Annotated in this window: 21 protein-coding genes, 1 tRNA gene and 1 pseudogene; 6 read left to right on the forward strand and 17 right to left on the reverse strand. The window is 56.9% G+C overall.

Annotated elements, in window-relative coordinates:
* Positions 1–7: 7 nt before the first annotated feature.
* Positions 8–775, reverse strand: coding sequence for a hydroxyacylglutathione hydrolase (gloB, locus tag N2M06_RS10780; protein ID WP_346350754.1), 768 nt, complete (start codon positions 773–775; stop codon positions 8–10).
* Positions 776–826: 51 nt separating this feature from the next.
* Between gloB and N2M06_RS10785 the strand changes: the two genes are divergently transcribed.
* Complete coding sequence (locus N2M06_RS10785; protein WP_346350755.1) at positions 827–1,543, forward strand: methyltransferase domain-containing protein; 717 nt, start codon at positions 827–829, stop codon at positions 1,541–1,543.
* Here the strand turns inward: N2M06_RS10785 and rnhA are convergent.
* A complete protein-coding gene (gene rnhA / locus N2M06_RS10790; protein ID WP_317075271.1) occupies positions 1,531–1,995 on the reverse strand; it encodes a ribonuclease HI in 465 nt (154 codons plus the stop codon). The genes N2M06_RS10785 and rnhA overlap by 13 nt on opposite strands.
* A 132-nt stretch (positions 1,996–2,127) precedes the next feature.
* Here rnhA and dnaQ point away from each other — a divergent pair, with 132 nt between their 5' ends.
* The 3 genes from dnaQ (at position 2,128) to N2M06_RS10805 (ending at position 4,188) form a co-directional block, all read left to right on the forward strand.
* Positions 2,128–2,862: a DNA polymerase III subunit epsilon gene (dnaQ, locus tag N2M06_RS10795; RefSeq protein WP_019934198.1), complete on the forward strand. Its 735-nt coding sequence runs from the start codon at positions 2,128–2,130 to the stop codon at positions 2,860–2,862.
* A gap of 11 nt (positions 2,863–2,873) precedes the next feature.
* Positions 2,874–3,992, forward strand: a complete 1,119-nt coding sequence (locus N2M06_RS10800) for a choice-of-anchor X domain-containing protein (RefSeq protein ID WP_317075270.1) — start codon at positions 2,874–2,876, stop codon at positions 3,990–3,992.
* A gap of 119 nt (positions 3,993–4,111) precedes the next feature.
* A tRNA-Asp gene (locus tag N2M06_RS10805) sits at positions 4,112–4,188 on the forward strand.
* A gap of 61 nt (positions 4,189–4,249) precedes the next feature.
* On the opposite strand, the gene N2M06_RS10810 is transcribed toward N2M06_RS10805, so the two are convergent.
* The 4 genes from N2M06_RS10810 to N2M06_RS10825 all read right to left on the reverse strand — a co-directional run bounded on the left by N2M06_RS10810 (position 4,250) and on the right by N2M06_RS10825 (position 8,204).
* On the reverse strand, positions 4,250–5,068 hold the full coding sequence (locus N2M06_RS10810; protein ID WP_346350756.1) for an endonuclease/exonuclease/phosphatase family protein: 819 nt from the start codon (positions 5,066–5,068) through the stop codon (positions 4,250–4,252).
* Entirely contained in the window at positions 5,049–5,444 is a 396-nt protein-coding gene (gene yciA, locus N2M06_RS10815) for an acyl-CoA thioester hydrolase YciA (protein WP_019934201.1), read from the reverse strand. Before yciA ends, N2M06_RS10810 begins: the two co-directional genes overlap by 20 nt.
* 62 nt (positions 5,445–5,506) lie before the next feature.
* Positions 5,507–6,310 carry an NAD(P)-binding domain-containing protein gene (locus N2M06_RS10820; RefSeq protein ID WP_346350757.1) on the reverse strand — a complete coding sequence of 268 codons (804 nt, stop codon included), beginning with the start codon at positions 6,308–6,310 and terminating at the stop codon, positions 5,507–5,509.
* Positions 6,300–8,204: a transglycosylase SLT domain-containing protein gene (locus N2M06_RS10825; protein ID WP_346350758.1), complete on the reverse strand. Its 1,905-nt coding sequence runs from the start codon at positions 8,202–8,204 to the stop codon at positions 6,300–6,302. The genes N2M06_RS10820 and N2M06_RS10825 overlap by 11 nt, the downstream gene beginning before the upstream one ends.
* 167 nt (positions 8,205–8,371) lie before the next feature.
* On the opposite strand from N2M06_RS10825, the gene raiA reads away from it, so the two are divergent.
* Positions 8,372–8,707: a ribosome-associated translation inhibitor RaiA gene (gene raiA / locus N2M06_RS10830; protein ID WP_346350759.1), complete on the forward strand. Its 336-nt coding sequence runs from the start codon at positions 8,372–8,374 to the stop codon at positions 8,705–8,707.
* Positions 8,708–8,830: 123 nt separating this feature from the next.
* Positions 8,831–9,991 (forward strand): annotated as a pseudogene (locus N2M06_RS10835) (chorismate mutase); the annotation flags it as partial.
* 720 nt (positions 9,992–10,711) lie between these two features.
* Here the strand turns inward: N2M06_RS10835 and tilS are convergent.
* The 11 genes from tilS to bamA all read right to left on the reverse strand — a co-directional run bounded on the left by tilS (position 10,712) and on the right by bamA (position 26,523).
* Positions 10,712–12,037, reverse strand: coding sequence for a tRNA lysidine(34) synthetase TilS (gene tilS / locus N2M06_RS10840; RefSeq protein WP_346350760.1), 1,326 nt, complete (start codon positions 12,035–12,037; stop codon positions 10,712–10,714).
* Positions 12,034–14,919, reverse strand: coding sequence for a two-component regulator propeller domain-containing protein (locus tag N2M06_RS10845; RefSeq protein ID WP_346350761.1), 2,886 nt, complete (start codon positions 14,917–14,919; stop codon positions 12,034–12,036). The genes tilS and N2M06_RS10845 overlap by 4 nt, the downstream gene beginning before the upstream one ends.
* A 187-nt stretch (positions 14,920–15,106) precedes the next feature.
* Positions 15,107–16,063 (reverse strand): acetyl-CoA carboxylase carboxyl transferase subunit alpha, encoded by a 957-nt coding sequence (gene accA / locus N2M06_RS10850; protein WP_019934208.1) that lies wholly within the window; start codon positions 16,061–16,063, stop codon positions 15,107–15,109.
* Between the two features lie 9 nt (positions 16,064–16,072).
* Positions 16,073–19,546 carry a DNA polymerase III subunit alpha gene (dnaE, locus tag N2M06_RS10855; RefSeq protein WP_317075248.1) on the reverse strand — a complete coding sequence of 1,158 codons (3,474 nt, stop codon included), beginning with the start codon at positions 19,544–19,546 and terminating at the stop codon, positions 16,073–16,075.
* On the reverse strand, positions 19,543–20,136 hold the full coding sequence (gene rnhB, locus N2M06_RS10860; RefSeq protein WP_019934210.1) for a ribonuclease HII: 594 nt from the start codon (positions 20,134–20,136) through the stop codon (positions 19,543–19,545). Before rnhB ends, dnaE begins: the two co-directional genes overlap by 4 nt.
* Positions 20,133–21,281, reverse strand: coding sequence for a lipid-A-disaccharide synthase (lpxB, locus tag N2M06_RS10865; protein ID WP_317075367.1), 1,149 nt, complete (start codon positions 21,279–21,281; stop codon positions 20,133–20,135). The genes rnhB and lpxB overlap by 4 nt, the downstream gene beginning before the upstream one ends.
* A complete protein-coding gene (gene lpxA, locus N2M06_RS10870; RefSeq protein WP_026344723.1) occupies positions 21,274–22,065 on the reverse strand; it encodes an acyl-ACP--UDP-N-acetylglucosamine O-acyltransferase in 792 nt (263 codons plus the stop codon). Before lpxA ends, lpxB begins: the two co-directional genes overlap by 8 nt.
* A 2-nt stretch (positions 22,066–22,067) precedes the next feature.
* Positions 22,068–22,529, reverse strand: a complete 462-nt coding sequence (gene fabZ, locus N2M06_RS10875; RefSeq protein WP_014293049.1) for a 3-hydroxyacyl-ACP dehydratase FabZ — start codon at positions 22,527–22,529, stop codon at positions 22,068–22,070.
* Positions 22,530–22,554: 25 nt separating this feature from the next.
* Positions 22,555–23,577, reverse strand: coding sequence for a UDP-3-O-(3-hydroxymyristoyl)glucosamine N-acyltransferase (gene lpxD, locus N2M06_RS10880; protein WP_346350762.1), 1,023 nt, complete (start codon positions 23,575–23,577; stop codon positions 22,555–22,557).
* Between the two features lie 13 nt (positions 23,578–23,590).
* On the reverse strand, positions 23,591–24,091 hold the full coding sequence (locus N2M06_RS10885) for an OmpH family outer membrane protein (RefSeq protein WP_346350763.1): 501 nt from the start codon (positions 24,089–24,091) through the stop codon (positions 23,591–23,593).
* Between the two features lie 11 nt (positions 24,092–24,102).
* A complete protein-coding gene (gene bamA, locus N2M06_RS10890; RefSeq protein WP_346350764.1) occupies positions 24,103–26,523 on the reverse strand; it encodes an outer membrane protein assembly factor BamA in 2,421 nt (806 codons plus the stop codon).
* Between the last annotated feature and the right edge of the window lie 5 nt (positions 26,524–26,528).

A 26,528-nucleotide genomic window follows, 5' to 3' on the forward strand; every position in this document is an offset into this window, starting at 1 on the left:
AAGTTCGTTAAAAATGGTCTTTCCAGCGTCTAAGTGCAGCGAATATCTCATGCTCTTCATTTAACTCCCTTAACGCCTGCATCTGGGCAGCGGCTCTTACTTCAGGCTGCGCTACCCGTAAAAACACATTCACGGCATTTTCACGTTCTATGCTGGATGGCAGCGTAGGCACGTCCTGTTGCCGGCATTTAGCCACTTCTTTCATATAACTGAGCAATGCCGTATTACCCGGCTCTACCGCATGACAGAATGCCAGATTGGATTGAGTGTATTCGTGGGCACAATAGACCTGTGTGCTGCCGGGCAAGGCGGCCAGCCGGCTTAACGACCGGTACATCTGCTCTGGCGTTCCTTCAAACAAACGGCCACAGCCCCCCGAAAACAATGTGTCCCCACAAAACAGCATATTGTTGCCGTAATAAGCAATATGCCCCAAAGTATGGCCGGGTACTTCCAGCACCTGCAGCTCAAGCTCCAGTGCCGGTAATGACACCCGGTCACCTTCTTTCAGCGCAATGGCATCAGGAACCGGCAGACGCTCGCCGGCAGGCGCATAAACGGCAACATCGGGATACTGTGCCAGCAGCTGTTTTACACCGCCGGTATGATCATGATGATGATGCGTAATTAATATGGCAGCAAGCGCCAGCTCACGCTCAGCTAGTGCCGTCAGCACAGGCGTGGCATCACCCGGGTCCACCACGGCGGCCTGCCGGCCATTGCTTACCAGCCAGATATAGTTATCGTTAAAGGCACGAAGGGAAATTGCATTCATTGTTCTTGCATCCTTGGCATATTAAAGTCGCCAAAGCTTACCAGAGGGATTATGGATACAGCCAGCCACACCACACTATCTCCTCCGCTCACCTGGAGCAGTCTGCCCCGGGGGCGCTACATTGCCGCTCAGCTACAGCAGCGCCTGGATGACTGGGCTCCCGGCCTATTCGGTTTCAGCCTGCTCAAGGTGGATGCACTCAGTGCGGCTTTGTCGCTGGAGCGCAGCCGGCTGCGCCAGGGCGTGGTGATGGCCCAGACCGAGCAGGAAAGCATGGATTTGCTGGGCGACGCCACTGCCATGCCTTTTTCCCCGGGCAGCCTGGATGCCTGTCTGCTGGCCCATGTGCTGGAATACAGTGCTCATCCTCATGCCATTCTGCGGGAGGCAGAAACCGCCCTGAGAGATGACGGCTGGCTTATTTTATCGGGCTTTAATCCTTATGGCAGTGCCGGTCTGGCGCGCTGGCTGCCGGGGTGGCGTAAAAGACTGCCCCACTGGCACGCCATGGTGGCACCTGCCAGGGTAGAAGACTGGCTGAAACTGCTGGGGTTTGAAGTGATTAAGCGCGATTACATCGGCTTTACCGGTTTTATGCCCTGGCTGGCCCACTGGCAGCGGCAGCGTTGTCCGCAGTTTTGCCCGTCTCCGGCAGCGGTCTATATTTTACTGGCACGCAAACGCCGTTTTCCGCTTACGCCCATACAGGAACGCAGACGGGCTCCCGCGCCGGTAGCCCGCCCCGAGATGGCCCGTCAGCGCGAATAACCGGTATCCTCCCGGTGGCTGCTTTCCTTCATGGCTGCCTCCCGGGCCAGATCGTCGCACCGCTCATTTTCCGGATGTCCGCTGTGACCTTTCACCCAATGCCATTCCACCTTGTGACGCTGGCAGGCATCATCCAGCTGTTGCCAGAGATCAGCATTTTTTACCGGTGTTTTCGCCGAGGTCCGCCAGTTATTCCGCTTCCACCCCGAAATCCATTGAGTAATGCCCTGACGCACATACTGACTGTCGGTGGTCAGAGAGACCTCACAAGGGGAGCTGAGTGCTTTGAGGCCTTCAATCGCGGCCAGCAGCTCCATGCGGTTATTCGTGGTCAGCCGAAAGCCGCCGCTCAGCTCTTTTCGGTGCTGCTTGTAGATAAGCACGGCACCATAGCCGCCCGGCCCCGGATTACCAAGGCAGGAGCCATCTGTATAGAGCTGAACCTGTTTCATATCTTGCCTGTTACATGAATATACAAAGGCCGGCAGTCTGCCATAAACACAGGGGGTGAGCCAGCGCACACCCTTATCATATTGTGCTTCAGACGATATACTGACCGCTGCATTTTGCGGAGGATAAACACAGTGTTAACCGAATCTGGCTATCAGCGGCAGGTGGTGCTCGATACCGAAACCACAGGTATGAACATGGACTCGGGCCCTCATTATGTGGGGCACAGAGTGATCGAGATTGGCTGTGTCGAAGTGGTCAACCGGCGCTTAACCGGCCGGCACCTGCATATGTACCTCAGACCAGACCGAAAAGTAGATGAAGAAGCCATTCGGGTTCATGGCATTACTGATGATTTTCTCGCTGACAAACCAGAATTTGCCAGCCAGGCTGATGAATTTATCGACTTTATCCGTGGGGCCGAAATGGTCGCCCACAACGCCCCCTTTGACGTTGGCTTTCTTGATTATGAAATGGAGCTGCTGGGCAGGCCTGAACGCATGGCCCAGCTGTGTAAGGTCACCGATACGCTGGCCATGGCGCGCCAGCTTTATCCGGGCAAGCGCAACAACCTGGACGTGCTTTGTGATCGCTATGGCATAGACAACAGTCACCGTACCCTGCACGGCGCTTTGCTGGATGCCGAGATCCTGGCAGATGTCTACCTGCTGATGACAGGTGGCCAGACCAAACTCAACCTGTACCAGGATGGCGGAGAACAAAGCAACAACGGCAGCGAGCTGCGGCGACTGGCCAGCAGCCGGCCTCCCCTGAAGATCATTCGCGCTCTGAATGCAGAGCTGGAAGCCCACGAACGCCGGCTCGATCTGATTGAAAAACAAGGCGGCTCCTGCCTGTGGCGTCCCTGATGCAACTAACCATGATCAAACAGATGCTGCTGACGGCACTGGCGCTGCTGTCTTTTACCGCGTCAGGCAAAGAGCAACACGCACGCTGGCTTGACAACACCTTCAGAATTGATCCTTCGGTCAAGGAAGTCACCCTGTTTATAGAGCGTGAAGCCCCTTCGGTGCCGGTAGTGCTGATTAAACCGGATGGCAGTAAACTCTATTACCAGCGCCACCCTGATAACGTGAGCTGGGCCTCTACCGACAAGCGGGATGTCATTACCCTTTGGCAGCCACAGCCCGGTCCCTGGCAGGCCACCGGTAAAATAGCCGGCGAGCACGCTATTACTTTGCTCAGCGTGTTTCATCTGCAGCTGGATGCCCTGCCCAACCGTGTGTTTCAGAATGAAGTCATTCAGCTGAACGGTCAGCTTGCCTATAAAAATACCACCCTCGATGCCAATTATTATCTTGATGGCCTTTCACTGAAAGCACTGCTTTATGCCGAAAACCCGCAGAACCAGGATGCCTTTTCTCGTGCGCCTGTTGAGCTTGGCACTTTCAAGGATAATGGCACCGGTGCCGACGCCATTCCCGGTGACGGCATCATGACTGCAGAAGTTATTTTTGATGCACTACCGGGGGATTATCTGTTTCAGGCAGAAGTATCCAATGGTGTGCTGGCCCGCTACGTTCAGCATACACTGCTGCTTTATCCACAGCCGGTGCGGGCCCGTTTTACCACCCCCGATTCTGAACGTAACTGGCGTATTGAGCTGGAAACTGACAGTGACGTACTGGCTGACAGTCTGGTGGTGACCGGCGAGCTTATCAACCCGCTGGAGCAGTCGGTGACTATTTCTGGCCAGGGCACCAGCATAGCGCTGCCTGCTGCCCGCCAGCCCGGCAACTATCGCTGGCAGGGAAAAGCGTATGTCACTACCATGGACGGCCGTGAAATTCAGATTAAATTAAAAGACCAGGTTGTGCGAGTGGTAGCCCCCCTGCCTGAGCCCTTTGCCGGCAGCGCCGCTCAGACGCCGCCCGCTCCGCTGTGGCAGCAGTGGTGGCTGTGGGCCGCCCTTGCCCTGGTAGTGATCTCAGCCGTTGCCGGATTGTGGTGGCGTAAACGCCGAAAACAGCCAAAGTGATGTTTTTGGCGTCTTGAGTATAAAAAACAAGCGAACGATTCATAATTGGCATTTCAGGGCTTGACGCCCTTTCCGTTCAGCCATATAGTTTAACCCGCTTGCAGCGAAAGCCAAGCACCGGAGCGGTAGTTCAGTTGGTTAGAATACCGGCCTGTCACGCCGGGGGTCGCGGGTTCGAGTCCCGTCCGCTCCGCCAAATTTCAAAAGCCCAGCAGAGATGCTGGGCTTTTTTGTTATGGCCGCGGATAAACCAGAACCTACAGAGTGCTGAAGCTGGCCTTAATGGGGGTATGGTCAGAGGCGTGGGTATTGATGCTGTGCGCTGTTATCAGCGTCAGCCCCCGGTAGAAGATGGCGTCCAGCGGATAGCCCCAGAAGCGGGTACGCAGATCGGGCGCGGGAACGGCCTCACTGAGCTGATGGGTAACAGCCCATTGGTTTAACTGCTGCTGGCGGCGCGCATTCCAGCGGTTAAAGTCGCCGGCCACAATCAGCGGACCGCTGTGCCCGGCAATGGCCCGGCTGATCATGTCCAGCTGGGCCTGATAGGTGCGCCCGCGCAGAGAGAAATTGACCGCGTGCAGATTAACCACCAGCAGTTGCTCTTTGGCTCCTGCCAGTGAATAGCGGCTGAACAGCAAGGATTTGGGAATGCGGGTGGCGGGCTCCGTCATGCGCTCGGCACATACCTGAACCGCGGGCTGGCGGCTGGCGGTTAAGACGCCGTTGGGCAGCTGCTGCCACTCAAAGGCATCTGCCTGAAACCAGTGCAGCTGTTGCTGCTCCAGCCACTGATAAAAGTCATCCCGGCCGCTGGCCTCCTGCAGCAGCAGCACATCTGTGTCTGCCATCCAGCGGGAAAGCTCCGGCTGCCAGTTGCGCTGCTGTTTATAAATATTCCAGCTGAGCAGAGAAAACTGCGCCGGCAGCGGCGCTATGGCCGGTAGTGAAGGGTAAAGGCAATGCTCGGCAGGCTGAAACTCATTACTCAGCAGTGTCTGCCGGGGCACTTCCAGGCAGCCGGCAAGGGCCAGCGCCCCTGCCAGCACCAGTCCCTTAACCGGCGTTAACGACACGGGGGCGTCCGTTTTCGTCTATGGCCACATATACAAACTCGGCACCGGCCACCGAATAGCGGGGGCCGCTTTCCGGCGTGAGCACGGGCTTGACCCAGACTTCGACCTTGATGGTAATGGACGTGCGCCCTACTTTTACCAGCTCGCCATAGCAGCAGATCACATCTCCCACCTGCACCGGGCGGGCAAACACCATTTTATCTACCGCTACCGTGCATACCCGGCCACGGGCAATTTCGTTGGCCAGCAGGCTGCCACCCAAATCCATTTGAGACATGATCCAGCCGCCAAAGATATCGCCGTTGGCATTGGTGTCGGCGGGCATGGCCATGGTGCGCAACAACAAATCGCCTCTGGGGTTGATGGATTCGCTCATTCAGTATTCTCTTATGTCCGGTTGAAAACGGGGATCATAATCCTTGCCGCACGGCCTCGCAATCAGCGCCGCGCCTGCAGCCATTCAAACCAGTCGGTCACGCTGTAATCCATGCCCAGCAAGCCGCAGATGGCACTGCCGTCTATGGTCTTGCCGGCACCGCCACCGCTGAAGATGGGCGGTGGCAGCTGCTGCAAACGAGCCGCTTCGCGGTAAAAGTCCTTTCGGCTGGGATGATGCGGCGCACTCAGGTTCAGCACGGCCGGCCAGTCATTACGCGCCAGCAGGGCCGGAATAAACCGTAACAAGTCTTCCTGCGCCACCAGATTGACCGGCTCGTCGCCGCCGTCAAACTCCCTGCCCGCCAAAAAGCGCCCGGGCTCGCGGTTGCCGCCCACCAGGCCGGACAGCCGCAAAATAAGCACCTGCCCGGGCCCACAGGCCTGCACCGCTTGCTCGGCGGCCAGCATGCGCTCTCCTCTGGGGCCGTCGGGGCTGGCGTCATGTTCGGTTTTTATGCCGGTGCCGCCATATACAGAGGTGGCACTGGTAAAGATCACGCGCTGAGTGCCGGCAGCCACGGCGGCCTGAGCCAGCTGGCCCAGCCGGCTGGCATAGTTATCCAGTTTACCAGGCGGTATACACAGCAACAGAGTGTGCGCCCTGAGCGCGTCGGGCCACTGCGCCGGCAGCGGCTGGTTAAACTCCATGGTAATGGCATGCAGACCTTGCTGCTGCAGCCGCTCTGCCTTGGACTCATCCCGGCAGGTACCACTCACCTGCCAGCCCTGTTGCTGCAATGTGAGCCCAAGAGGCTCTCCCAGCCAGCCCAGCCCGAGTATGGCAATGCTGCGTTCAGTAAACATGGTTCAGCTCGCTTGGTTTAAGAAAGTGGTGCTGCTGGCCCAGCATTTCCTGATACACCACGGAATAGGCCAGCACGTTCTGTACGTATCCGCGGGTTTCCCGATAGGGAATATTTTCTACCCATACATCCAGCGGCCGGCTGCCACTGCCCGAGAGCCAGCGGTCGATGCGGCCGGGGCCGGCGTTGTAGGCGGCAATGGCCGCAATGCGGTTGCCGTTGTAACGGGCCAGCAGTTCACTGAAATAGCTGGAGCCCAGCTGCACATTAATACCGGGCACATACACATCGCTGCTGCGCCGGTAGTCACTGATATTGTGCTTGCGGGCAGTTTCTTTGGCGGTGGCCGGCATTAACTGCATCAGACCGCCGGCGCCTACCGGTGAGCGGGCTTCTTCATAGAAGGCGCTTTCCTGCCGGGCAATGGCAAACAGAATGGGCTCGTCCAGCTTCAGCCGGGCCGCCTGCTTGCGAAAAATATCGCGGTAAACAACGGGAAAGCGCAAATCGAGCTGATCCCAGGCCTTGGCGCGAATACTGGCCAGAATGGACTTGTCATGCCAGCCCCGTTCCAGTGCCAGTGAACCCAGCGCCAGTTTTTCTTGCTCATCAACCTTGCTCAGCAGGTGATACCACTCGCTGCGGGCCGCCGATTTATTGCCCAGCGCCAGCCATTCTTCCACCCGCAGCAGGGCCGGCCAGTTTTTAACGGCGGTGCGCCACTCGGGTGCCGGCGGCGGTGCCTTGCGGTTAAGCGCATAGGGCCGCTGGCTGTGCTGGGCCGCCAGAAAGCCGTAGTATTCCCGCTCGGCAGCAGCCTTGGCAAAGGCGGTGGCGGCCTGCTCAGGCTTGCCGGTTTGTTCCAGCGCCCGGCCCCGCCAGTATTGCCAGCGACTGCTGTTTTGCTCCTCGGCAGGAAGACGGTCTATCCAGCCAATCAGGTGCTCCCAGTCCTGCTCCCAGATAGCCAGCCGGGTGCGCAGCTCAAACAGCGCATCACTGCCCACCTCGGGCAGGCGCGTATCCAGCCAGCGACGATATTCATGAGTGCGGTTATACATCAGGCGGCGGGCCAGGCTGCGCTCTATTTCGGCCTGCTGAGCACTGCTTAAACCGGGCTTGCGCTTGAAGCCGGAATACAGCTCCATGGTAAGCGCCGGATCCTTGTCCGCCAGACGGGCCAGCGCCACGGCAATGGCATCACTGTGGCGCTGACTGCTGCCAAAGCGATCACGTTCAGCCAGCACAGCAGGATTGTTATCCAGCGCCATTAACAGCTCGCCGTCGGGGCCGGCGTTTTTACTCAACAGACCGGTGAGGTATTTAATCAGCCCGCTCTGGCCGTTTTCATAGGCCAGCAGCATACGCTGCCAGATTTGCTCGTCGGTCTGACCGCCTTTGGCCTTCCAGATATCAAATAAAGGATCACAGGCATTGGGGCGGGAGCGGCCGTAATTCCAGAGTTGTTCCGCGCCTTTGAGTGCCTCGGCCTGCTCCCCGGTGGCCCACTTGGCCCGATAGTGAGCACATTGCAGCTCTGTGCTGTTGGGCAGCTCGGGATACAGCGCCAGGAAATCACGCCAGCGCTGCTCCCGGGCCAGACGGAACAGATATTGCCGCTCCAGCCGGTCGGCCAGCTGCGAATCGGGGTAGCGGTTTATAAAACCGGTCACATCCTGGCTGCTGAGCGAGCTGAGCCTGTCCGCCAGATAGCGGTAATCCAGATAAGGCACCAGCGGATAGTCATTCAACCCGGCTCTGAGCTGCCGGTAGTGTTCTGTATTATTCTGCTTTAAGGCCTGCTCTGCCTGACGATATTGCTCCCTGAGCGGCGATGCCTGAGCCGTGACTCCCAGAGTAAGTAATAAAATGCCGATTCCTGCCCGTTTGAACACGCTGCTTGCTCCCGCGACGATATAGTAGTGCTATCGTAAGAAATGGCAGCCTGACTGCCAATGCTCCAATGGTAATTTATTCGTTAATTGATCCAGCTCACGACAACATATTACCGAAGGAGTAATCTGAAACCGTAAGCAGACGACAACAACCAAGGGGGTCTTTTATGTCCATTGCCATTTCCAGCCAAGTTATTGACATCACTCCCGCCATCCGTGAACGGATTGAGAGTCGTTTTGAAAAGCTGAACCGGCGTCAGATTGCATTGATCACACCGCATGTGATGATTCAGAAAGAAGGACTGAATTATCTGGTAGAAGCCAGTGCCGGCGTGCCGGGCGAAACCCTGTTTGCTCAGGCAGAAGATGAAAACCTGTATGCGGCTATCAACGATCTTGGTCACAAACTGGAACGTCAGCTAACCAAATATGCAGAGAAGCCGCTGGCACAGCGCGCCAACGCCGGTCAGCCGGTAGCAGAAGAAGAAGAAAGCGAGGAATAACCGGGTTTTCCAGAAATCACTTGCCTCTGGCACCACTTTTCAGTATGTATATATCAACAGGCCTCCCTCCCACCGGGAGGCCTTTTTTATGTGTGCATGCCGGTGAGGAAGGAAGCCCTATTCATGAAGTTGGACGACATTAGAAGCAAGATCACTAACCTGGACCGAGAGCTGCTGAACCTGCTGGCTCAACGCAAGGCCCTTAGCCTGGACGTGGCCCGCGCCAAGCTGGAAAATCCCCGCCCCATTCGCGATCAGGAGCGGGAGCAGGCGCTGCTGGTGAGGCTGGTGGAACAGGGTCGTCAGCTAGGGCTGGATGCTCACTTTGTTACCCGCATTTTTCACACCGTTATTGAAGATTCGGTACTGTCACAACAGGCACTGCTGCAGGACCTGCTCAACCCGCAGGACGAAGTGCCCGCTATCAGCGTGGCCTTTCTGGGGCTTAAGGGCTCCTATTCCAATATGGCGGCGCGCAAATATCTGTCGCGCTTTCAGGCCCCTCTGATAGAGCATAACTGCGAGACCTTTCAGCAGATATTTGAAACCGTGGAGTCAGGCCGGGCGCAATATGGCATTTTGCCGATAGAAAATACCAGCTCCGGTGCCATTAACGATGTGTTCGATTTAATGCAGCACACCAGTCTGTCGATTGTGGGTGAGCTGACCCAGCCTATAGAGCATTGTCTGCTGGTGGCCACCGACACCAGTGTGGAGCAAATCACCACGCTTTATACTCACTCTCAGCCTTACCAGCAGTGCTCCCAGTATTTAAGCCGGCTGGGCGAGCTGGAGGTGAAGTTCTGCGCGGCATCATCCAACGCCATGGAGCAGGTAGCCAGACTGAAGCGTGCGGACGTGGCGGCCCTGGGCAGTGCCGACGGCGGCGAGCTGCATGGTCTGACACCACTGGTGGAAGGCCTGGCCAACCAGAAGCAGAACATGACCCGCTTTATTGTGGTGGCACGCAAACCCATTGAAGTCGCAGAGCAAATTCCGGCCAAAACCAGCTTTATCATGTCGACCGGCCAGCAAAGCGGTGCCCTGGTAGAAGCCCTGCTGGTGCTGCGCAACCACGGCATTACCATGACCCGGCTGGAGTCGCGCCCCATTATCGGCAATCCCTGGGAAGAGATGTTTTATGTGGATGTGGCTGCCAATGTAAATAGTGCCGATATGCAGGCTGCCATGAAAGAGCTGGGCCGCATCACTCGTTTTATCAAGGTGCTGGGCTGTTACCCCAGTGCCGAGGTGGCTCCCACTCGTATTCCTGCCCGCCTGCTGAACAAGAGCAAAAGCGCCGGCCAGAGCGACGAGCCGGTACGTTATAGCCGTCATTACAAGGCAAACAACACTCAGGTACAGATTGGTCCTTTTATGCTGGGCGACGACGAGCCGCTGCTGATTGCCGAGCTGGCCGGCTGGCCAGGTACCGAGCGGCTGGATGAGCTGGCCCGCAGCATCAAGGAGCAGGGCGGCCAGGTGCTGGCGGTGGATTGCTTCAGTGATGTGAGTGCCGAGCAGGGTTTGAAGCGCCTGCAGCAGTTGCATGCCAGTGCCGACCGCTTTGATCTGGCAGCCATGACCAGGGTGACCAGTGCCGAACAGGTGCACAGAGCCGCCGAACAGGTGGATCTGCTGCTGCTGGATACCAGTGCCGCCGGCAATGAAGCATTGTTAAATGCCGCGGGCCGCTGTACCCGGCCCTTGCTACTAGAGCTGAGTGAAGAGCCCGGGCACAGTTTACGGTTGGCTCAGCATATTCTGCAGCAAGGCAACCAGCAGCTTGCTCTGCTGGATACGCAGGCCTTACCGCTGGCCCGCCTGCTGGAACTGAGCGGCCAGACCCACCTGCCGCTGGTCAGCCGCTTAAACGGAGACGCCGCCACTCTGCCTCGCCTGGCAGAAGCGTTAAGCGCCACCGGTGTCAGTGGTTTTGCGCTGCCGGTAACCGGCAATGACCGGGTCCTGGAGCAGCTGGCCCAGAGTTTGTACCGGTAACCCCTATTCCCCACTCCCTGTACCCTCGGGTTCAGCGCTGTATTCAATTTTCCAGCCGGGCTGGTGGGGGTTGGCGGCATATTCCTCGCAGATAAATAACCCGAGAGCGGCGACCAGCCGCTCACCGTGCATCAACAAGGGGATCCGCCCTCGCTGCCAGGGCGGTATGCCATATTCCTGCCAGAGTTTTTTCAGCGGCCGCGAGCCGTGCCGCCCTGCCGGCTGCCCCCGCAGGCCAGTGATCCCAAAGGCAATATGCAGCTGCTCCGGTGCCATTGTGATATCGGCACCTGCTGTTACCGGCTGCAACTGCAGCCGGCCCACGGCCAGCTCATTCCAGCATCCGGGCTTGATGGTATTCAGAGCCACTGGTTCGCTTTCCCGTGCTGTTACATACAAATGGCCCTGATAGCGGCGCAGCTTGACGCCTTTAATCTCAAGCACAGGGGTTGCATCTTCAGCGGCCAGTGCCAGTTCATTCCAGGCCACCGCCAGCTGGCTGTGACTTAAATACAGCCCTCGCTCACTCAGCCAATGGCGCAGCGCATTATTACGTCTGGCCAGAGTAAAAGACCGCAAATCAGTCACACTCAAGCCACCGGCACTATTAACCAGCCCGATCAAATCCTGCCGGGCCAGATCCTGTGCCAGCTCCAGCTGCTCAGCACAGAGCGCTGCACTGCGGCTGACGGTGCGTGCAAAGGCCGGCCATTGCGTCAGCAGCCGCGGCAATATTTCATTGCGCAGAAAGTTGCGATCAAAGCGGTTATCGGCATTGGACGGGTCCTCCACCCAGTTCAACCCCTGCTCGGCAGCAAACCGCTCAAGCTCGGCACGGGAAAGATGCAGCAAAGGCCGTAACTGCACGCCCCTGCCCAACGGTTTATGCTCCGGCATGGCAGCCAGACCGGCAACACCTGCCCCCCGCTTCAGGGCCAGCAGCAGGGTCTCGGCCTGATCATCCAGATGATGGCCGGTCAGCAGTGCCGCTCCTGCCGGCAGCTCAGCGGCAAGAGCGGCATAACGGGCATGGCGGGCAGCGGCCTCAAGGCTTACCCGCGGACCGGTTGCCACGGTGACGGTTAACACCCGGCATTCCACCCCCAGACTGGCCGCCACTTGCCGACAGTGCGCCGGCCAGGCATCGGCGGCGGCCTGCAGACCATGATGAACATGCAGGGCGGTCAGCTCACGGCCCTGCTCTCTGGCAAAGCGCGCCGCCAGCGCCAGCAGCACCGTAGAGTCCAGCCCGCCACTGAAGCCGACATAAAGTGGCCCGTTCGGGTACAGATCCTTGAGGCATTGGTAAACATGATGATATTCGTTCATGAAGCAGCTTCTACCCGGTTACGACCGTTATTTTTGGCTCGATAAAGCGCCTGATCGGCTTTGGCCAACAGCCGGTCAGCACTTTCAGTGGCAAACGCCTCAGCCACTCCCAGCGAAATAGTCAGACTTAAGCCCTCGGCAATGGCACTACAGTCAAAATCTGCCACCCGCTGCCGAATACGCTCACAGACCGCCATGGCATCATGCAGCCGGGTATCGGGAAACAACAGAGTAAACTCCTCGCCCCCCCAGCGTGCCACATAGTCCTGCTCACGCACCTGTGTACTCAGGATTCGGGCCAGCGTTTTAATGGCTTCATCACCCACACTGTGGGACCACTGGTCATTAACCCGCTTAAAGTGATCAATATCAACAACCGCCAGGCAAAACCCTTGGTTTTTATCACTAAAACGCTGCCAGGCCTGAGCCAGCCAGTCATCAAAGGCCCGCCGGTTAGCAAGGCCGGTCAGCTGATCTTCCCGCGCCTGACGTTCAAAGTTCTGGGTTTGCTGTTGCAGCGCTTCGGTTTTTTCATGCACCAGCCGCCGCAGGGTAGCGGCATTATGTTTAAGCATTCGCAGGCGCAGCTGAAATATTCCCCACAGCAGTATCAGTCCGGCCACCGCCAACATTGCCCAGAATAGCGGACGCTGCCAGAAAAAAGGCGCAATATTGAAGCTCAGACTGGCCTGTCGGTCACTCCAGCGACTGTAAGGATAAGCGGCTGCCACCTGCAGACGATAGTTACCCGGAGCCAGATTAGTGTATTCCGCCAGACTCTGATCTCCCCGCTCTACCCACTCCTTGTCAAAGCCTTCCAGCCGGGTGCGATAGCGGATCCGCTCAGGCATCACATACCCCAGACCGGCAAACCCGATTTGTATACGCTCACTACCGGCAGGCAGTTTCAACGGTGTATCTGGCACCACAGGTTGGCCATTCACGGTGACCTGTTCCAGCACCACCGGCAGATTATTTTGAACAAGCTCAGCCAGACGCTCAGGCTGTACCCGCGCCACTCCCATGGCGGTGGCTACCCATATACTGCCATCAGCAGCCAGCGTTGCTGAAGGGCCTGAGCCGCCATTGGCCTGGCTGCTGGCCATACCGTCACCTTCACCAAAGAGTTCAAACGCAATGACAGCCAGCTCACCATCTGCAGCCTGATGGGCCTGCTGCAAATCCAGCCGCAGTATACCGCGGTTGGTCGTCACCCAGATCCCGCCATGATAATCCGCTACCGGCTGAAACATTTTTTCAATGGGCAGACCATGGGGCCGGCCTACCATCGACAGGCTGCTGTCAGTGTAACGGTAACGCAGCAAGCCACGATCCGTCGCAATCCACACCGCATCACTGCCCGGCTGCTGATAAAAACCAAAGGCATATTCGGCATTTTCCTGGCTGTGCAGATCCAGAGTACGAATCCGGGATGGATTCCCTTGCTCAATAATGGCTGCCCCTACCCCGGTTCCTACCCAGATATCATTGTTTTCCGCCTGATGCAGTGCCATCACAAATTCGCCAGGCAGGCCGTCCTGCTTGCCGTAGGTTAATACCCGGCCCTGATGCACCCGGCTCAGTCCTTCCGCGGTGCCCACCCACAGACTGCCGTCCCGTGCGGGTAATATGGCGCGAACCTCATTGGCACTAAGACCCTGATCCCGGTCGATAATAACCGGCTGCTGTCCGGGTTTGAGTCCGACCAGACCATGGGTATAGGTACCCAACCAGAGAATATCCCCCTGACGGGCCAGACTAAGAATGGACGGCGTCTTGCCATCCGGCAGTAAGACCGGAACGGCTCGGGTGCCGTCAGCATCAATCACGCTCAGGCCATTGCTGGTGCCTGCCCATACCTGGCCGTTATCGTCGGCCAACACAGAACGCACATAGTTACCTGCCAGCCCCTGCTCCTGAGTAAAGCTGGTAAAAGGGGCATCACGAAGGCGCAGCAAACCACCATTGGTGCCCACCCAGATATTACCTTCGGTATCCTGCAACAACGACAGCACACGGTTATCGGGCAGTCCCTGCTCCATGCCAAGCCGCTCCAGCCCCAAACTGCCCAGCCGCGCCAGCCCGCGATCTGTGGTGCCAATCCAGAGCGCCCCGTCCCTGTCCTGCAACAAGCTGCTGATGGCCTCTTCGGCAAGCTGCGGGTGCATCAATTCAAAGTGCTGATCTTTGCTGCCATAGAGCCCTTGAGCCGAGCCTACCAGTAACTGTTCTTCCCGGGTTTGCAGCAGCGCCAGCACAGGAGCGGCGGGAATATGCCGGTTTACACTGATGATATTATTGGGACCAATAACCGCCAGGCCACGGGACGTACCCGCCCAGATCCGCCCGTCACTTGTCTGCAGCAGCCGGTATACCGCCAGCCCGGGCAGGCCCTGTTGCACAGAGAAGTGATGCTGTTCACCTTGAGCGTCGCGCATATAGATGCCGTCCCCTTCGGTGGCAAACCACAGCCGGCCGCGATTATCACGTAACACATGGTTTACCATGGCTGGCAGGTGCTGCTGAGGAAACCAACGAGGATGCTGATAGCGGCTGAAACCGCCTCGGGCACCGACTACCAGCAGGCCGTCATCGTCCAGCGTAAGGCCACGAATACCCGAGTCAGGCAGACCGGTTTGCTCACCACGCACAAAAGTATGAAATCCCCGCCCGTTGTAGCGGGATATTCCTTCCCAGGTGGCAAACCAGAGGTAGCCTTCGGGCGTTTGCGCCATGCTGTTGATGCTGTTGTGAGGCAGACCGTTACGGGTATTCCAGCTGTCCTGGTAAAAGTTCTTCAGTGGCGACTGGGCAGCCGCGGGGGGCAGTGCGATGAGCAGCCAGCAAAAGCCGGCAAGCAGCTGCAGGTGACGGAGGTTCATGTAAACATTCCCTGTTAATTGGTTCCGTTCTTAGCCGGAATATAACAGTTTTGGCCGGAGTTTACTGTGGGTGCGCCTCTTTGAGGAGCTGGGAGCTGAAAGCCGGAAGTAACAGCCAGGTTGGGACAAGTCCCAACCTTGACTTTTCTTATCGCTTAAAGCTGACAGCTCCCGGCAAAGCCGGGGTTTAGCAGTAACCGTATTTCATCAGGCGCTGATAGCGCTGTTCAAGCAGGGTGTCGGTATCAAGCTGATCAAGGTCGGCCAGATCGGCGACAAGGCGCGCTTTCAGACGCTCGGCGGTCAGTAATGGATTACTGTGGGCACCGCCCATGGGCTCTTCCACTACGTTGTCGATAAGACCCAGCTCATGAATACGACCGGCGGTAATGCCCATGGCCTCGGCAGCCACCGAAGCCTTGTCAGCACTCTTCCACAGAATAGAAGCACAGCCTTCCGGTGAGATCACCGAATAGGTGGAATATTGCAGCATGTTCACACGGTCACCCACGCCAATGGCCAGGGCACCGCCGGATCCGCCTTCGCCCACTACGGTACAGATGATGGGAGTTTTGAGGCCCGACATCACTTTCAGGTTGCGGGCAATGGCTTCACTCTGGCCGCGCTCTTCAGCGCCCACACCCGGGTAGGCACCGGGGGTGTCGATAAAGGTAAGAATGGGCATTTTAAAGCGCTCGGCCATTTCCATCAGACGCAGGGCCTTGCGGTAGCCTTCCGGACGGGGCATGCCAAAGTTACGCTTTATCTTTTCTTTGGTTTCACGCCCCTTCTGGTGGCCGATCACCATGACCGGACGGCCTTCAAAGCGGGCCACACCACCCACAATGGCCTTGTCGTCGGCATAGGCCCGATCGCCGGCCAGCTCGTCGAACTCACCAAACATCATCTCCAGGTAGTCCTGAGTATAAGGACGACGAGGGTGGCGGGCCAGCTGGGAAATCTGCCAGGGACCCAGATTGCTGAACACCTTTTTAGTCAGCTCATCACGTTTCACTTCCAAACGACCGATCTCTTCATCCAGATCGATATCGAGGCCGTCGCCTTCGCCTACGTGACGAAGTTCTTCAATCTGGGCCTGAAGTTCGGCAATAGGTTGTTCAAAATCCAGAAAATGGTGGCTCATGGCTGCCCTCTAGTCAAAAATCAGTTCGACCCTGTCCGCACCCAGCAGGCCCTTTAGCGAATCGAGCATATCGTCAGTGGGGGTTACCCGCCATTCTGTGCCCAGAGTCAGCTCGGCTCGTGCGCCGGGTCGGTGGTAGGTCACACGCACAGGACATACGCCCGCCCTAACCGGCGTGAGTATATCCAGCAATTGAGTAAAAAAGCCCTGTTCTATGCGGCTTTTATCTATATACAGTGCAAGGCCCCGAGCAAACCGCTCCCGGGCATCGCTGATATCAAGCACCTCTCTGGCCGACATTTTAAGGCCTCCGGAGAAGTCGTCAAAGCTGACCTGTCCACTGATAACCAGAATTTTATCTTTTTCCAGCAAAGACTCATAGCGTTCCAGCGCATCAGAAAACAGAGTCACATCCAAACGGCCCGATTTATCATCCAGGGTCAGAATGCCCATGCGGTTGCCCCGCTTGGTGGTCATCACCCTGGCGGCAATCACCAGCCCCGCTACCGTGCTGAGTCTGTCACGCCCGCCGGGCTGTACCTCATTAAGCCGGCCACTGGTGTAATGACGCAGCTCTCTGGCATATTGGTTAATGGGGTGACCGGTAAGATACAAGCCAAGAGTGTCCCGCTCTCCTTCCAGCCAGATTTTGTCGGGCCAGTGGGGCACATCGGCAAAAGCGTGCTCCACCTTGTCTTCTTCTACCAGCACGCCAAACATGTCGCCCTGGCCCAGCGCCTCTGCTTTGGCATGCTGATCCGCCGCCTTCATGGCTTCCTCAAGGGTAGCCATCATGGACGCCCGGTGCGGACCCAGCTTATCCATGGCACCCGACAGGATCAGCTTTTCCATCACTCGCTTGTTGAGCTTTTTAAGATCTACCCGGTTGCAGAAGTCGAATAAATCACGGAAGGGACCGCCACGTTCACGCGCAGCAAGAATGGACTCAATAGGTGACTCGCCCACGCCCTTGATGGCCCCGATACCATACACTATGTGACCGTCTTCATTCACGGTAAAGCGATAGCGGCCGGTATTGACATCGGGCGGACTCAGCGTCAGCCCCATGCGCTGGCACTCATCCACCAGCGTCACTACCTTGTCGGTGTTGTCCATATCGGCAGTCATCACCGCCGCCATAAACTCCGCCGGAAAGTGGGTTTTAAGCCACAGAGTCTGATAAGACACCAGCGCATAAGCGGCAGAATGTGACTTGTTGAAGCCATATCCGGCGAATTTTTCCACCAGATCGAAGATCTTCATTGCCAGCTCGCCGTCGATGCCGTTGGCCACAGCCCCCGCTTCAAAGCCGGCCCGCTGCTTGGCCATCTCCTCAGGCTTCTTTTTACCCATGGCCCGGCGCAGCAGGTCAGCGCCGCCCAGCGAATAGCCCGCCAATACCTGGGCAATCTGCATCACCTGCTCCTGATACAGGATAATGCCGTAGGTAGGCTCAAGAATCGGCTTGAGAGAGTCGTGCTGCCACTGTTCATCGGGGTAAGACACCGCCTCGCGGCCGTGCTTGCGGTCGATAAAGTTATCTACCATGCCCGACTGCAAAGGCCCCGGGCGAAACAGCGCTACCAGAGCGATCATGTCTTCAAAACAGTCCGGCTGCAGGCGCTTGATCAGGTCCTTCATGCCACGGGATTCCAGCTGGAATACCGCCGTGGTTTCATGGCGCTTGAGCAGCTGGAAAGAAGCCTTGTCGTCAATGGGAATGGCGGCAATGTCGACAGGCGGCTTGCCTTCCTGCTCCAGCCTGGGGTTGATCATGCCCAGCGCCCAGTCAATGATGGTGAGGGTGCGCAGGCCAAGAAAGTCAAACTTCACCAGGCCGGCAGACTCTACATCGTTTTTATCAAACTGGGTCACCGGATGATGACCTTCGGCATCGCAATAGAGCGGGGCAAAATCGGTGATTTTGGTGGGAGCAATGACCACGCCGCCGGCATGTTTGCCGGCGTTACGGGTCACCCCTTCCAGAATGCGGGCCATATCAATCAAGGCACGCACTTCTTCATCCTGATCGTAAAGCTCAGGCAGCTTGGGTTCAGCCTCAAAGGCCTTGGCCAGGGTCATGCCCGGATCGGGCGGGATCAGCTTGGAAATACGATCCACAAAGCCATAAGGGTGGCCCAGCACCCGGCCCACATCGCGCACCACCGCCTTGGCAGCCATGGTGCCAAAGGTAATGATCTGGGATACCGCATCCCGGCCATAGAGCTCGGCCACATGATCGATCACCTCGTCCCGTCTGTCCATGCAGAAGTCGATGTCAAAGTCGGGCATGGACACCCGCTCGGGATTAAGAAAACGTTCAAACAGCAGATCGAATTCAAGCGGATCAAGATCGGTGATCTTCAGGGCGTAGGCCACCAGGGAGCCGGCACCCGAGCCCCGGCCCGGTCCCACAGGAATACCGTTATCCTTGGACCATTGAATGAACTCCATCACGATCAGAAAATAGCCGGGAAAGCCCATCTGGTTGATCACATCGAGCTCAATCTGCAGCCGCTCGTCGTATTCACCGCGCTTTTCGGCTCGCACTGCCGGGTCCGGAAACAGAAACGCCAGCCGCTCTTCCAGCCCTTCTTGCGAGCATTTGACCAGAAAGTCTTCAATGCTCATGTCGCCGGTAGGAAAGTCGGGCAAAAAATACTCGCCCAGGCGCACGGTCACGTTGCAGCGCTTGGCAATCTCCACGCTGTTTTCCAGCGCCTCGGGAATGTCGGCAAACAGCTCGGCCATTTCCTCAGCACTTTTAAGATATTGCTCGGGGCTGTAGCGCCTGGGACGGCGCTTGTCGTCAAGGGTGTAGCCGTCGTGAATGGCAACACGAATTTCGTGGGCGTCAAAGTCGTCTTTATCAAGAAACACCACTTCATTGGTGGCCACCACCGGCAGCTGCTGCTCAGCCGCCAGCGCCACCGCCATATGCAGATAGCTTTCTTCATCGGGCCGGCCGGTGCGCAGCAGCTCCACATAATAACGGTCGGGAAAATGCTGCTGATAAAAAGCGAGGCACTGCTCCGCCAGGGCCTGGTTGCCTTTCAGCAGATAAGTGCCCACATCCCCTTCCCGGCCCCCGGACAGCACAATAAGGCCGTCGCTGAGCTCGGCAAGCCAGGCTTTGTCGATCACCGGCCTGTGCTGAATATGACCACGCAGATAAGCTCTGGAAATAAGCTGGGTAATATTCTGATAGCCGGTATTATCCATGGCTAAAAGAGTAAGACGAAACAGCTGCTCGCCCATCTCTTCGCTTTGCAGCCAGAAGTCTGCACCCACCAGCGGTTTAAGGCCTTTTTTATGCGCATCACCATAAAAGCGCACCAGACCACAGAGGTTCATCTCATCAGTCAGCGCCAGCGCCGGATAACCCAGCTCCTGCACTCTGGCGGTGATGGGACCAATTTTGGCCAGCCCGTCCACCATGGAAAAGTCGGAGTGAATGCGAAGGTGAATAAAGCCCGGCGTCATATCCGCTCCAGCGCTCTGGCAACAGGTTTAAAGCTTTTACGATGCTCGGGCAAAGCGCCATGCTCGGCCAGCGCTGCCAGATGTTCCTTGGTGGGGTACCCTTTGTGGCGGGCAAAACCGTATTGCGGATACATGGCATCCAGCGCCAGCATTTCATTATCCCGCGCTACCTTGGCCAGAATGGAAGCGGCGCTGATCTCCGCTACCCGGCTGTCGCCCTTGACCACTGCCTGTGCCGGCATGGGCAGCTCGGGGCAGCGGTTGCCGTCGATAAATACAAAACCGGGTTGCACGGCAAGCGCCGCCACCGCCCGTGTCATGGCCAGCAGGGTAGCCTGCAATATGTTCAGCTGATCAATTTCGGCGGCGGAGCAGCGGCCGATGGCCCAGGCCAGGGCGTGTTCACGTATCAGTGGTGCCAGCTTTTCACGCCTTTTCTCGCTGATGGCCTTGGAGTCGGCAAGCCCCGGAATGGGATGGTTCGGGTCAAGAATAACGGCGGCGGTGACCACGTCACCCACCAGCGGGCCCCGGCCCACTTCGTCAACACCGGCCACCAGCACGCCGCTGGGGTAAATAATGTCGGTCATGATGTTCTTTTTGCCAGCTCCAGCACTGCCAGGGCGGCCTGTTCATCGGCATTGCAACGAATGCGTTTATGCAATTGCGTAAAGTGAGCAATCAGCTCACTGGTGTCGTTATCAAGCAGCTTGCCCACCTCGTCCACTATGTGGCCCGGCGTGCATTCGTGCTGAATAAGCTCGGTCACCAGGGTCTGGTTTGCCAGCAGGTTGGGCAGAGACACATGCTCGGTTTTTACCAGCCGTTGAGCCAGCCAGTAGCTGAAGTCTTTCAGTTTATAGCCCACTACCATGGGCTTTTTGGCCAGCATGGCCTCAAGCGTGGCGGTACCCGATGCCAGCAAAATCACATCGGCGGCGGTCATCACTTCCCGGCCCTGACCTTCTATCAAGATCACCTCAAGATCAGGAGCCACGGTTTTTTTGATGGCCGAAAATTCCTGCCGGCGCTTCTCACTGGTTAATGGCACCACAAATTCCAGTTCGGGGTGGCGCACCTTGAGTTGCTTGCAGGCTTCCAGATACACGGGCGCAAGCAGAGTCACTTCGGCATGACGACTGCCGGGCAGCAGCGCCAGATAGCGGCCATCAGCGTTCAGTCCCAGTCGTTCACGGGCACCCCGTGTGTCGGGCACCAGTGGCATTTTGTCGGCCAGGGTATGGCCAATAAAACGGCAGGGCGCGTCAAAGCGATCGTAAAAGGCTTTTTCAAAAGGAAGAAAGGCCAGCACCATGTCGGTGGCAGCTTTAATTTTATGGATGCGGTTTTGCCGCCAGGCCCAGACCGATGGGCTGACATAATGCACGGTGGCAATGCCGGCCTGCTTGAGCTTGAGTTCAACGCCGATGTTGAAGTCGGGGGCATCGATACCGATAAACACATCAGGCGGATTATCGATAAAGTGCTGAATAATGCGCCTGCGAATGTGCAGAATGCGCGGCAGCCGGCCCAGCACTTCCACTATGCCCATGACCGCCAGCTCGTCCATCTCAAACAGGGCCCGACAACCTTCGTCCTGCATCTGCGGGCCGGCAATGCCTTCAAAAATGGCATCGGGATGACGGCGGCGCAGCTCGCGAATGAGCCCCGCCCCCAGCGTGTCGCCGGAAACTTCTCCGGCCACAATACCAATACGAAGCGGCACCTCAGGCACGAATAATACCGCGCTCGTTGGCCTTGAGGAAATCGACCATGATGCTTACCTCAGGCTGTGTTTCACACAGACTTTCCAGTACCGGAATGACCTCTTCCACGGTTTTACCGCTGCGAAACAGTTCCCGGTAAGCCTGTTTAATGGCAGAGATGCCTTCCTTGCTGAAGCCGCGACGACGCAGCCCTTCGGAATTGATGCCAAAGGGCTTGGCATAGTGTCCGGCCGCCATCACATAGGGCGGCACGTCTTTATTCAGGGCGGCACAGCCGGCAATAAAGGCATGACTGCCAACCCGGCCAAACTGGTGAATGGCGGCATGACCACCAAAAATAACATGATCGCCAATGTGCACATGTCCTGCCAGAGTGGCATTGTTGGCAAAAATGCAGTCGCTGCCAATGCGGCAGTCGTGGGCCACGTGCACGTTCACCATAAACAGGTTACGGCTGCCGACAGTGGTCAGGCTTTCGTCCTGGGACGTCCCCCGGTGAAAGGTACAGGACTCACGAATCACGTTGTCGTCGCCAATTTCCAGCACGGTGCGTTCGCCGGCATATTTCTTGTCCTGGCAGTCTTCACCGATGGAGGCAAACTGAAAAATACGGTTGCGCTTGCCAATGCGGGTCGGCCCCTTAATCACCACATGAGAGGCAATCTGGCAATGATCACCGATTTCAACTTCCGGACCTATCAGGGTCCAGGGGCCTATCTCCACACCCTTGCCAATCACGGCATCCGGGTGAACGATGGCGGTTTCATGGATCACTGTACCTTGTTCACTCACACTTAACCCTCGCGTTTGGCGCACATCAGTTCGGCGGTGCAAACCACTTCACCGTCAACACTGGCAACACCGGTAAATTTGGCAATGCCTCTGCGCTCTTTCAGATACACCACATCCAGCACCAGCTGATCTCCCGGCACCACAGGACGCTTGAAACGGGCATTGTCGATGGAAGCAAAATAGTACAGCTCGTTGGGCTTGGGCTTACCGACCATTTTAAATGCCAGAATACCGGTGGCCTGAGCCATGGCTTCCAGGATCAGCACACCGGGAAATACCGGCTTGTTGGGAAAGTGGCCGGTGAACATGGGCTCGTTGAACGATACATTCTTGATGCCGCGCAGGGTTTTACGCTCCGGGCTTATTTCGTAGTGAGCTACCTTGTCGACCATCAGAAAAGGATAGCGATGCGGCAACAGTTCCAGAATTTCCTGGATGTCCAACTGATTCAGTTCGTTACTCAAAATTTAACCCTACCAAAAAGTGTGCTTAATCGTTGTTGTTCAGTTTTTTTTCAAGCTGGCTCAGCCGCTTGTGCATATCGTCTATGCGCATCACGCGCGCCGCCGTTTTGCGCCACTCCTTGTTCGGTTGCAGCGGAATGCCGGAGGAATAAATGCCGGGCTCGGTAATGGGGCGCATCACCATGGCCATACCGGTAATGGTGACCCCATCACAGATTTCCATATGGCCATTAAACACAGAAGCACCGCCAATAATACAATATTTACCGACCTTGAGACTACCGGCCATGATGGTGCCGCCGGCTATGGCGGTGCCGTAGCCGATGTCTACGTTGTGTGCTATCTGACACTGATTGTCGATAATCACATTGTCGGCAATGCGGGTATCATCCAGCGCTCCTCTGTCGATGGTAGTGCAGGCACCAATTTCTACCCGGTTACCGATCACCACGCCACCAAGCTGAGGAATTTTTATCCACTCACCCTTGTTATTGGCATAGCCGAAGCCATCTGAGCCGATAACGGCACCGGACTGCACCAGACAGTCAGTTCCCATGGTCACGCCATGGTAGACAGTCACATTAGCCCATAGCCGGGTGCGCGCGCCCAGGCGCGTATTCTTGCCGACGAAGCAACCCGGACCAATGATAACGCCTTCTTCAAGCACTACACCGGACTCAATGACCGCGTTAGCCCCAATGGCCACACCGTCACCAAGGGCAGCATCGGCGGCCACCACGGCACTGGGGTGAATATCCAGCGCCGGAGCCGGTGTGGTATCCAGCGCCTGAGCGGCCAGGGCAAAGCCAAGATACGGATCACTCATCACCAGACAAGCTACCGGGCAAGCCTGACTGTCGGCTTCACGCAGTATCACTGCAGAGGCTCTGGTGTCTTTCAGCAGATGCTGATATTTACCATCCGTCAGAAAGGCCACATCGCCGGGGCCTGCTTTATCCAGGGTGGTCACCTTATGAATAAGCTGCGCCGGTTCGCCACGCAGCTCAGCGCCCAGCTCCTGGGCCAGTTGTTGCAGTGTAATGCTCATGATCTTGCTCTTGTTACTTACTGACGCGGCTGATCACCTGTTGAGTGATATCGAGAGAAGGATTGACATAAATCACCGCTCCTCGTTCAATCACCAGATCCAGCCCTTGCGCCTTGGTGATATCATCTATCGCGCCCTTGATGCGCGACAGCATTTTCTGCCGTTCTTCCTGCTCACGTTTGGCTCTGTCCTGCTCCAGTGAGCGGGCTTTCTGGACAAAGGTAGCCTGCATGTCATTCAGCTTTTTCTGGGCTTCTGCTTTCTGGCTGTCGTTCATGAAGGCCATGTCTTTTTGCTGTTTTTCCACAAAGCTGCGGCCTTGCTGTTCCAGCTGCTGAACTTCTTTTACCCGCGAAGCAAATTCGTTTTGCAGCTGATTACGTACTACGTCACGCTGAGGCATTTTCTGAAATACTTCTGCCGTATCCACCACCGCTATCTTGCCCTGGGCCTGAGCAAAAGTCGCTGTCATGACCAGCACCAGGGCGCCGGCCAGTTGAATCAATCTGTTCATGTAACACTCCTTTAAAACGTACGTCCGATATTGAAGTTAAAGACTTCGGTTCTGTCCCCTTCCACCTCGGTTACCGGTGTGGCCAGAGAGAACACCAGCGGGCCGAGCGGCGACAGCCACTGCATGCTGACACCGGCCGCAGCGCGATATTCACTCGGGTCGCCAAAGTCATAACAGCCCTGATCGCAATTGGTGAAATCCGATGCGTCATAGTTGGTATCCCAGACGGTGCCCACATCCATAAACAGGCTGGTACGCAAAGAGCGCTGCAGATCTTCACCGGCAAAGGGCGTGGGCACAATCAGCTCGAGCGACGCAGCCAGCAGGGCGTTACCGCCAATGGCACTGCCGTCAGTTACCTTCTTTGAATTAGGATCTTTAGGATCTTCCAGATAAACCGCCCGCGGTCCGACCGAGTTGCTCTTAAAGCCCCGCAATGTGCTGAAACCACCGGCATAGTAGTTTTCAAAGAAGGGCAGACGTGCGGTATCACCGTAGCCATCGGCAAAGGCGGCGCGGAATTTGCCATGCAGCACCCAGTTGTGCTTGCGGTCCAGCGGGAAATAATGGCCGTCATCAAAGCTCAGTTTGTAATACTGCAGATCCGAGCCGGGCACTGTTACCTTGATGCTGGCACTCTGACGGCTGCCGGCGGTAGGGAAGATGCCCCGGTTCAGGGTATTGCGGGTCCAGCCGGCGGTGATATCAAAGTCATCAAAGCTGATTTTATCCTTGGGATCAGCACCGTTATCAAGCCAGAAGTCATTCAGCTGAATGGACGGCTCTGTCGGCTGGCTCAGAGTATTGTGCTCATAGCCAGCACTGAAGTTCAGGCTGTTGTTTTCATTGACCGGAAAGCCGGTCAGCCCGCGCACGCCATAGGTGGTGCTTTCATAGTCAATGGAGCCCAGATCATCATCGGGCTCAAATGAGCGATAATAAATACGTCCGCCAAGACTGACGCCGTCTACCGTGAAATAGGGGTCGGTATAATCCAGTGACACATTCTTGGAGTAATCGTTCATCTGGGAGTTGATGCCCACCCGGTTACCTGTTCCAAGGAAGTTATCCTGCTGCAGACCGGCCTGAATGCTGAAGCCGGAATCAGTACCAAAACCTACCCCAAAGTTGATGGAGCCGGCAGGCTGCTCTTTTACCTTAACGCCAAGATCCACCAGATCATCCTGGCCCGGAATACGCTGCGTCTCCACTTCTACCTGCTCAAAATAGCCCAGGCGGTTCAGACGGGTACGGGATTGCTCGACGTTTTCGCTGGACAGCCAGGTGCCTTCCATCTGACGCATTTCCCGGCGCAAGACTTCATCTTTGGTGATTTCGTTGCCGCTGAAATTGATACGGCGTACATACACACGGTTACCCGGCTCTATGTTAACGATCAGCTCAACCTTGTTGGTGGCCTCATCAATTTGCGGAAAGGTATTGATCCGTGGATAGGCATAGCCAAAACGGCCGAGAAAACGGGACAGCAGCTCTTCCATGTGGGCCACATCACCGGCGGAATAGAGGTCACCATTTTCAATGGGGATCAGCTCGTTCATTTCCCGTTCACGGTCAATCAGATTACCGCGCAGGCTGACTCCGGATACCGTATATTGTTCGCCCTCAGTGACGTTCAGGGTAATGTAAACCCCTTCCTTGTCCGGTGACATTGATACCTGAGTAGAGGTGATTTCCGCCTTGAGGTAACCCCGGTCACGATAGAAAGAGCGCAGGGTTTCAATGTCGCCGGCCAGTTTTTGTTTCTGGTAGCGCTTGTCACCCAGAATATTCCACCAGGGCACACTGTCGGACAACTCCAGCTGAGCCAGCAGCTGCTCTTCGGTAAAGGCCCGGTTACCGACGATATTAATCTGTTTGATTTCAGCAGCATTGCCTTCAATAAACTCAAACTTGAGCTCAACCCGGTTACGGGGCAGCGGCGTCAGTACGGCTTTAACATCTGCAGAGTATTTACCCACACCGTAATAAAAGTCTTCTAGGCCTTTTTCAAGCTCGCTCAGGGTGGTGCGGTCCAGGGGCTCACCCACACGCACGCCGGCACTTTCCAGGCTTTCACGCAGCTGCTCTTCCTTTATTTCTTTGTTGCCGCTGAAGCTGATGCCGGCAATGGTGGGCCGTTCGGTCACCTGTACCACCAGCGTACCGCCGTCACGCAGCAGCTGTACCTGCTCAAAGTTACCGGAGGCGTAAAGACTGCGAATGGCCTCGGCCAGACGCCCCTGATCCACTTCCTCACCAACCCGTACCGGCAGGCTGAGCAGAGCGGCACCCAGGGTGACCCGCTGCAAACCGTTTACCTGAATATCTTCCACTACAAAGGGGGCCACATTGCTCTGTGCCTGTGCCAGCATGCTGGCACCCAGCAGGCAGGAAGCGGCGAGGGTGTGTTTTACTGCCCTTGTTTTTGCCATAGCCT

The sequence above is a fragment of the Oceanimonas sp. AH20CE76 genome (assembly GCF_039654065.1).
Lineage (GTDB): Bacteria > Pseudomonadota > Gammaproteobacteria > Enterobacterales > Aeromonadaceae > Oceanimonas > Oceanimonas smirnovii.

Bases quoted from the DNA above. Each gene is read 5' to 3' on its own strand.
- gloB (WP_346350754.1), bottom strand. From the start codon at position 775: ATGAATGCAATTTCCCTTCGTGCCTTTAACGATAACTATATCTGGCTG.
- N2M06_RS10785 (WP_346350755.1), top strand. From the start codon at position 827: ATGGATACAGCCAGCCACACCACACTATCTCCTCCGCTCACCTGGAGC.
- rnhA (WP_317075271.1), bottom strand. From the start codon at position 1,995: ATGAAACAGGTTCAGCTCTATACAGATGGCTCCTGCCTTGGTAATCCG.
- N2M06_RS10800 (WP_317075270.1), top strand. From the start codon at position 2,874: ATGATCAAACAGATGCTGCTGACGGCACTGGCGCTGCTGTCTTTTACC.
- yciA (WP_019934201.1), bottom strand. From the start codon at position 5,444: ATGAGCGAATCCATCAACCCCAGAGGCGATTTGTTGTTGCGCACCATG.
- N2M06_RS10820 (WP_346350757.1), bottom strand. From the start codon at position 6,310: ATGTTTACTGAACGCAGCATTGCCATACTCGGGCTGGGCTGGCTGGGA.
- raiA (WP_346350759.1), top strand. From the start codon at position 8,372: ATGTCCATTGCCATTTCCAGCCAAGTTATTGACATCACTCCCGCCATC.
- tilS (WP_346350760.1), bottom strand. From the start codon at position 12,037: ATGAACGAATATCATCATGTTTACCAATGCCTCAAGGATCTGTACCCG.
- N2M06_RS10845 (WP_346350761.1), bottom strand. From the start codon at position 14,919: ATGAACCTCCGTCACCTGCAGCTGCTTGCCGGCTTTTGCTGGCTGCTC.
- accA (WP_019934208.1), bottom strand. From the start codon at position 16,063: ATGAGCCACCATTTTCTGGATTTTGAACAACCTATTGCCGAACTTCAG.
- dnaE (WP_317075248.1), bottom strand. From the start codon at position 19,546: ATGACGCCGGGCTTTATTCACCTTCGCATTCACTCCGACTTTTCCATG.
- rnhB (WP_019934210.1), bottom strand. From the start codon at position 20,136: ATGACCGACATTATTTACCCCAGCGGCGTGCTGGTGGCCGGTGTTGAC.
- lpxD (WP_346350762.1), bottom strand. From the start codon at position 23,577: ATGAGCATTACACTGCAACAACTGGCCCAGGAGCTGGGCGCTGAGCTG.
- N2M06_RS10885 (WP_346350763.1), bottom strand. From the start codon at position 24,091: ATGAACAGATTGATTCAACTGGCCGGCGCCCTGGTGCTGGTCATGACA.
- bamA (WP_346350764.1), bottom strand. From the start codon at position 26,523: ATGGCAAAAACAAGGGCAGTAAAACACACCCTCGCCGCTTCCTGCCTG.